Here is a 7512-nt window from a genome sequence, read left to right on the forward strand (position 1 = left end):
TCTGGTTGTTATGCAAAAATTTACTCTGCTGTTATTAAGCCTGGTGCTGCTGGCACCCTTAGGCATCGATCTCTATTTGCCCACGCTGCCACAAATCGCAGAAGGGCTGGATACGCCGGTTAATCTGGTGCAAACCACCATTCCCCTGTTTCTGCTGGTTATGGGGCTGGGACAGCTGGTGACCGGCCCGCTGGTGGACAACTATGGCCGTAAGCCGATCGCCCTGCTGGGCCTGGCGCTTTACATCACGGGGAGTGCCATCGCCGCCACCGCCACCTCATTCCCGCTGTTCGTCCTTGCCCGCCTGGTGCAGGGCTGTGGCGTCTGCTGCAGCGCGGTCGTGGCCTTTAGCGGCGTGCGTGACCGCCTGAGCGGTGATGATGCCGCCCGTGCATATGGCTTCCTGAATGGCGCATTAAACATCGTCCCGGCCCTTGCTCCGCTGCTGGGCGGTTTGCTGGCCAGCGCCTTTGACTGGCGCGCACCCTTCTGGTTTCTCTGCGCCTACGGCGTGCTGATTGCGCTGCTGGTGATTATCTGGCTGCCAGAGACGCGCCCGGCGGATACCCTGCGGGTGAAAGGATTACCGATTAAACAGTATGTCGCGATCCTGCGTCAGCCGCGCTTTCTGGCGTTCGCGTTCGCCAATGCCGGTGCGCTGGGCATGGTGCTGACCTACGTGTCGCTGGCACCGCAGGTATTAATGACCGAAGGCGGGCTGACGCCAATCCAGTTCTCTTTTGCTTTTGGCGCCAACGGTTTCTGGATCATGTTTGTCAGCATGTTCGTGAATAAAGCGATTCGCAAAGCGGGTCGCCCTTTCTGCCTGGCGATGGGATTCTTCACTATGCTGCTGGGCGCGGTGCTGCTGGTAGCGGGGATGCAGATCTTCCCGGCGGAGATGCAGACGCACTGGGCGCTTTACATGTTCCCGGTGGCCGTTTCAGTTGCCGGGCTGGCCTTTACGGTAGGACCGGCCACCAGCTATGCGCTGGAGCCCTATCAGCAACAGGCGGGCGTGGCATCCGCCTTGCAGGGATTCATTCAGATGGCCGGTGGCGCGTCAGGCAGCCTGGTCATTGTGGCGCTGCCGGTGGCGGAGAAGCTGTCGCTGAGTCTGATGATGCTGCTGGGTGCAGCGCTGGCCTTTATCGCCTGGCGCTGCAGCAGAAAGATGCGCGGCAGCCTGACCGCGCTTAAATAACCGTGACCGGAACGCGGGGTGCCAGCGCGCACATCAGCTCGTACCCTACCGTTCCGGCCGCTTTTGCCACCATATCGATTTTCACCTGCTCACCCCACAGCTCCACCGCTGAGCCAATACCGGCCTGGGGACAGGGGGTCAAGTCGACGGTGATCATATCCATCGAAACCGCACCAACCACCTGAGTCATTACACCATCGACACAGACGGGCGTACCCGTCGGGGCATGCCGTGGATAGCCATCCGCGTAGCCACAGGCCACCACGCCAATTCGCTGCGCTGCACTGGCTTGATAGCGGTAGCCGTAACCCACTCCATCGCCCGCCTGTAGCTGCTGGACCGCAATAATCTCACTGCTTAAGGTCATCACCGGCTTCAGGCCACTACCTGCAATGTCCTGCCAGTCACCGCTGGGCGACGCGCCATACAGAATGATGCCGGGACGGACCCAGTCAAAGTGCGCTTCAGGATGCCACAGGGTGCAGGCGGAGTTGGAGAGCGATCGCGGACAGTTCAGCCCCTCAGCCGCCTGCTCTACGCGCTGCAGTGGCGCAATCAGACCCTGCGGATTTTCCGCATCGGCAAAATGGGCCATCAGCGTCATCTCACCTACCGTACTGAGCGCCCGCAGCTTTTGCCATGCACCGTTGACCTGTTCCGGGCGAAAACCCAGCCGGTTCATCCCGCTGTTCATTTTGAGATAGATATCAACCGGTGCTGCAAGTCTGGCACTGGCCAGCGCGTTGATTTGCCAGTTACTGTGTACGCTGGTGGTGAGACGATAACGGTCAATCAGCTGCAAATCCTCTGGCTGGAAGAAACCTTCCAGCAGCAGAATCGGCTTTTTCCAGCCCTGTTCGCGCAGCTGGATTGCCTCTTCCATATTAAGAAGCGCGAAGCCGTCAGTGGCAGATAACGCCTCGCGCACGCGATCAATGCCATGGCCATAAGCATTAGCTTTCACCACTGACCAGACGCGGGAGGCAGGTGCCGCCTGGCGAACAACAGTCAGGTTATGACGTAACGCCTGCTGGTTGATGGTAGCGACAATCGGACGTGACATCCTCTCTCTCCCTGAATACTTAACGAGTTGCGTTGGCGTTACGCAGCGGCGATGAGGTCGCCGCGAAACCGGGTAAGTAGCGGAACACCGCTAAGTCATCCGCCGCAATGGCCGGCTTTTTACCGGAGATGAGATCGGCCAGCAGCTGACCAGAACCACACGCCATCGTCCAGCCCAGCGTACCGTGACCGGTATTGAGCCAGAGATTAGAGATCGGTGTGGCGCCCACAATCGGCGTACCGTCTGGCGTCATCGGACGCAGACCGGTCCAGAAACTCGCCTGCGCGAGATGACCGCCTTCAGGATAGAGATCACTGACCACCATCTCCAGCGTTTCCCGCCGCGCTTCGGTGAGTTTGGTGTTAAAACCAACAATTTCTGCCATCCCGCCGACACGAATACGATCGTCAAACCGCGTCACCGCCACTTTGTAGGTCTCATCCAGGATAGTTGAAACCGGTGCGGCGTCAGGATTTTTAATCGGAATAGTGAGTGAATAGCCTTTCAGCGGATAGACCGGAATATCGATGACATTTTTTAACAGCGCGGTCGAGTAGGAACCAAACGCCACCACATAGCTGTCTGCCTTGATAATCTCATCGCCGCACTTCACGCCATAGATGCGATTGCCATCGCGCAGCAGGTGGTCGACCGGAGTATTAAAGCGGAAGACCACGCCCGCCTCTTCGGCCATTTTTGCCAGCCGCTGAGTAAAGAGCTGACAGTCGCCGGTTTCATCATTGGGCAGGCGTAATCCGCCGGTGAGTTTATGCTGAGTTGCCGCCAGTGCCGGTTCAACGCGAGACAGTTCATGCGCCTGCAGCAGCTCATAGGGCACGCCCGCGTCGCGCAGCACCGCAATATCTTTGCTGGCGCTGTCGAACTGCTGCTGGGTACGGAACAGTTGCAGCGTCCCGCCCTGACGGCCCTCATAGGCGATGCCGGTTTCACTGCGCAGCGCTTTCAGACAGTCACGGCTATATTCGGCAATCCGCACCATGCGGCTTTTGTTCTGCTGATAGTGATTGATGTCGCAGTTGCGCAGCATGTGCCACATCCACTCCAGCTGAAAACTACTGCCATCCAGCCGGATAGCCAGCGGCGCGTGGCGCTGAAACATCCACTTCACCGCTTTCAATGGCACGCCGGGCGCTGCCCAGGGTGCGGCATAACCCGGAGAGATCTGACCGGCATTCCCTGCACTGGTCTCCATCGCTGCGGCGGGCTGACGATCAATGACCGTCACCTGATGTCCGGCACGCGCCAGATACCAGGCACTTGCCACCCCGACCACACCACTTCCAAGAATTACAACGTGCATAGCTCCCCCACCCGACCTGTAAAAGCATAATTCACTGTTCAACTGATGATAGTCAGCGGATTTACATAGCGGACACCACCACAGAATTTCACCATCCATTTCACATCTTTTTTACTTTTCAGGTAACTAAAATCTTGTCGCACGGCCAATTTCAGCGCTTTATGCGTCTTAATCCTTAAACACAGAAATAAATGACAACGAAGGCAGTTAAATCTGCCTGTTGCAGGAGATTCATTCAACCCCATACATTCCGCTTATAAACAGCATTAGATACCGGCATTTATAATATAGTCAGAATTAAAGGCTGTTAAATCCCCTGCCGCACGACTCTTAATGATTTTGTGCCAAAGAATTCGTTTGAGTTCGCATTTCGGATAAGCGACAGTGGGCTATCATTGTTGTGTTCGCTCAGTTTTTTTCGGGTTCCCTTTTTCAGGATGAAGCCTTAAATAACCAGAACGGGTTGTCTTTCGGGTCAGCCGGTTTGCAAAAAAGAGGTGCGCTATGACGACAATCTTTGACGAAGCCATCAGAGACAGCAAACGACTCAATGACGGACCAGACTGGACATTCGAACTGCTTGATGTCTACTTAGCCGAGATCGACCGGGTGGCTAAACTCTACCGGCTTGATACCTACCCGCACCAAATCGAAGTGATTACCTCTGAACAGATGATGGATGCCTACTCCAGCGTCGGCATGCCAATCAACTATTCACACTGGTCATTCGGCAAAAAGTTTATCGAGACCGAGCAGCGCTATAAGCATGGTCAGCAGGGTCTGGCCTATGAGATTGTCATCAACTCTAATCCCTGCATCGCCTACCTGATGGAAGAGAACACCATGACCATGCAGGCGCTGGTGATGGCGCATGCCTGCTATGGCCACAACTCTTTCTTTAAAAATAACTATCTGTTCCGCAGCTGGACGGATGCCGGGTCGATTGTCGATTACCTGTTGTTCGCCAAAAACTATATCAGTGACTGCGAAGAGCGCTATGGCGTCGAAGAGGTAGAGCGGTTGCTGGACTCCTGCCATGCCTTAATGAATTATGGCGTCGACCGCTATAAACGCCCGCAGAAGATCTCTCTGCAGGAGGAGAAGGCGCGGCAGAAAAGCCGTGAAGAGTATCTGCAAAGTCAGGTGAACACGCTTTGGCGAACGCTGCCACGGCGAGAGAAAGAGGCCGTGACCTTTGAAGCCGCACGCTACCCCTCTGAACCGCAGGAAAACCTGCTCTATTTTATGGAGAAAAACGCCCCGCTGCTGGAGTCATGGCAGCGTGAGATCCTGCGCATTGTGCGCAAGGTGAGCCAGTATTTCTATCCGCAGAAACAGACCCAGGTAATGAATGAAGGCTGGGCAACATTCTGGCACTACACCATCCTCAATCACCTCTATGATGAAGGCAAAGTGTCGGAACGCTTTATGATGGAGTTCCTGCACAGCCACACCAACGTCGTGTTTCAGCCGCCCTATAACAGTCAGTGGTATAACGGCATCAACCCCTATGCTTTAGGGTTCGCGATGATGCAGGATATCAAGCGTATCTGTCAGTCGCCGACCGAGGAGGATCGCTACTGGTTCCCGGATATCGCCGGTTCCGACTGGCTGGAAACGCTGCATTTTGCGATGCGCGAGTTCAAGGATGAGAGTTTTATCAGCCAGTTCCTGTCGCCGAAAGTCATGCGTGATTTCCGTCTGTTTACCGTACTGGATGATGACCGCAACAATTATCTCGAAATCGCCGCGATCCACGATGAGGCGGGCTACCGGGCAATTCGCCAGCAGCTCTCTGCGCAGTACAACCTGAGTAATCTCGAACCGAATATTCAGGTCTATAACGTCGATCTGCGCGGTGACCGTTCGCTGACCCTGCGTTATGTGCCGCAGAGCCGCACGCCACTGGATAAGAGCCGTCGCGAGGTGCTGAAGCATGTGCATCGTCTGTGGGGATTTGATGTGATTCTGGAACAGCAGAACGAGGATGGCAGCGTAGAGCTGCTGGATCGTAATCCACCACGCGGTTCATCACTCTGATGGGATAAAAACAAAAAACCGGACGCGATGTCCGGTTTTTTTTAACGCTTACTGCCGAGATCGTCGGGCAGATTCTTCTGCATACTGTGCCAGATTTCACCGCTGCGGCGGCCGTAGTTGCGCACCACGTCCACAATCTCATCCTGTCCGGGCTCTTTGTCGCACAGTTCCAGCAGTTTAAGATAGAAATCGCGCGCGACCTGACGGGCTTCCGGATTAGAGAAGTAGTGGCGGCCAACGCGGGTATAGAGCCCTTTCAGGCCATTCAGGATCAGACCGTAAATCGGGTTACCTGACGCAAACGCCAGACCACGGAACACCCGGTAGTCGAGCTCGGTATAGGCATCAGCCTGATCGGCAGCCGCGCTGACCGTTTCCAGCACTTCGCGTGCTTTGTCCGGATGATGGCGCAGCGCCCGGCTGATAAAGATCGATGAAATATTGCTGCGTACCGACAGCAGGTTGTCGATCAGCACCGGAACGCTGTCGTGATCGAGACGGGCCAGCGTTTCCAGAATATTCAGGCCGGACGTCTCCCAGAAATCGTTCACCCGTGTTGGTTTACCGTGCTGAATAGTCAGCCAGCCATCGCGCGCCAGGCGCTGCAGCACTTCACGCAAGGTGGTGCGCGTCACCCCAATCAATTCAGAAAGCTCACGCTCAGCAGGAAGAATCGACCCTGGCGGAAAGCGACTGTTCCAGATGCTTTCAATAATATACTCTTCAGCAAATCCCGCTGGACTCTGAGCCTTTATAACCATAGCAATGTGTTCTCGTTGCTTTTCTAATCATGATGGGCACTCATCATACCAGACGCCCTATAGCGGATATAGCCTGCGTAACCATTAAAACCGGGCGTAGGCGCATATTTCCGCATGCCTGACCGCAGTATCAGCGGCTTCAGGATCACGGGCGGGCTGAACGACTTTCTGCGCTGAAATAGCGCGTGCCACAGCACCGCGGAGTGTCAGCGTTCAGCCGCCCTGAAAGCGCAGAACGCTGGCAGCATATAACCCGCGCCTGCCGTTTCGCCTCCTGCCGCATGCGATCGCCTCTGTCGCCGCTGCGGATCTCCCCGCTCTTCACTGACGGTCGTTCTGCAGATAAGGTCCGGCTTATCCTCATTTAACCTGCTCTGGATCAGAATCAGGTCATGTTTGCACACGATTTTTCCCTGTCCCTGGCTGGTTTGCAAACGCTTTTGGTTTACACTGCGTGGCATTAACGTTTACAGGGAATGCAATATGTTGCGATATCTGAATCAATGCTCACGTGGTCGCGGAGCCTGGTTACTACTGGCACTGACTGCACTTGCACTGGAATTAACAGCACTCTTTTTTCAGCACGTAATGGGCCTGAAGCCCTGCGTGATGTGTATTTATGAGCGCAATGCGCTGTTTGGTGTGCTGGGCGCGGGTCTGGTTGGTGCGATTGCGCCAAAATCGCCGTTGCGTCTGGCGGCGCTGGCGTTGTGGATCTACAGTGCCTGGGAAGGTCTGCGTCTCTCTTATGAACATACCATGATTCAGCTGCACCCTAACCCCTTCACCACCTGTGATTTTGTTGCTCGCTTCCCCAGCGGCTTACCGCTGGATAAGTGGCTGCCGTCGGTGTTTCTTGCCAGCGGTGACTGTGCAGAACGCAGCTGGACTTTCCTGACGCTCAGCATGCCGCAGTGGATGATTGTGGTGTTCGCCGGTTATCTGCTGGTCGCGGCGCTGGTGCTGATAGCCCAGCCGCTGAAACCTAAACGCCGCGATCTCTTTGGTCGCTGAGATCAAAAAAGGCTGTCACTGGCATAATGCTGGTCAGTTAAGCGACAGGTGATAACGCAGTCTGGTGCCGGGCAGGGGCTGGCGGTCCTCGCGCCGCTGCGCGGTTCCT

Annotated in this window: 6 protein-coding genes; 3 read left to right on the plus strand and 3 right to left on the minus strand. The window is 55.7% G+C overall.

Going from position 1 to position 7512, the window contains the following annotated elements; genetic code table 11:
• Window positions 1-10 precede the first annotated feature (10 nt).
• Window positions 11-1204 (plus strand): multidrug effflux MFS transporter, encoded by a 1194-nt coding sequence (locus tag NR201_RS22275; RefSeq protein WP_256850180.1) that lies wholly within the window; start codon window positions 11-13, stop codon window positions 1202-1204.
• On the opposite strand, the gene dadX is transcribed toward NR201_RS22275, so the two are convergent.
• Both dadX and NR201_RS22285 read right to left on the minus strand, forming a co-directional pair.
• Entirely contained in the window at window positions 1197-2267 is a 1071-nt protein-coding gene (dadX, locus tag NR201_RS22280) for a catabolic alanine racemase DadX (protein WP_256850181.1), read from the minus strand. The genes NR201_RS22275 and dadX overlap by 8 nt on opposite strands.
• A 19-nt stretch (window positions 2268-2286) precedes the next feature.
• Entirely contained in the window at window positions 2287-3588 is a 1302-nt protein-coding gene (locus tag NR201_RS22285; RefSeq protein ID WP_010260588.1) for a D-amino acid dehydrogenase, read from the minus strand.
• Window positions 3589-4092: 504 nt separating this feature from the next.
• Between NR201_RS22285 and NR201_RS22290 the strand changes: the two genes are divergently transcribed.
• Window positions 4093-5628, plus strand: coding sequence for a SpoVR family protein (locus NR201_RS22290; protein WP_022625556.1), 1536 nt, complete (start codon window positions 4093-4095; stop codon window positions 5626-5628).
• Window positions 5629-5669: 41 nt separating this feature from the next.
• Here NR201_RS22290 and fadR read toward each other — a convergent pair whose 3' ends face one another.
• A complete protein-coding gene (gene fadR, locus NR201_RS22295) occupies window positions 5670-6389 on the minus strand; it encodes a fatty acid metabolism transcriptional regulator FadR (RefSeq protein WP_010670276.1) in 720 nt (239 codons plus the stop codon).
• A gap of 483 nt (window positions 6390-6872) precedes the next feature.
• Here fadR and dsbB point away from each other — a divergent pair, with 483 nt between their 5' ends.
• Window positions 6873-7403: a disulfide bond formation protein DsbB gene (gene dsbB, locus NR201_RS22300; protein ID WP_256850182.1), complete on the plus strand. Its 531-nt coding sequence runs from the start codon at window positions 6873-6875 to the stop codon at window positions 7401-7403.
• The last annotated feature ends 109 nt before the right edge of the window (window positions 7404-7512 follow it).

Origin of the sequence: Pantoea sp. Fr-CA_6 (assembly GCF_024520895.1) — a bacterium.
Lineage (GTDB): Bacteria > Pseudomonadota > Gammaproteobacteria > Enterobacterales > Enterobacteriaceae > Pantoea > Pantoea agglomerans.

Coding starts and splice junctions, on each gene's coding strand:
- fadR (WP_010670276.1), bottom strand. CDS start 6,389: ATGGTTATAAAGGCTCAGAGTCCAGCGGGATTTGCTGAAGAGTATATT.
- NR201_RS22285 (WP_010260588.1), bottom strand. CDS start 3,588: ATGCACGTTGTAATTCTTGGAAGTGGTGTGGTCGGGGTGGCAAGTGCC.
- dadX (WP_256850181.1), bottom strand. CDS start 2,267: ATGTCACGTCCGATTGTCGCTACCATCAACCAGCAGGCGTTACGTCAT.
- dsbB (WP_256850182.1), top strand. CDS start 6,873: ATGTTGCGATATCTGAATCAATGCTCACGTGGTCGCGGAGCCTGGTTA.
- NR201_RS22290 (WP_022625556.1), top strand. CDS start 4,093: ATGACGACAATCTTTGACGAAGCCATCAGAGACAGCAAACGACTCAAT.
- NR201_RS22275 (WP_256850180.1), top strand. CDS start 11: ATGCAAAAATTTACTCTGCTGTTATTAAGCCTGGTGCTGCTGGCACCC.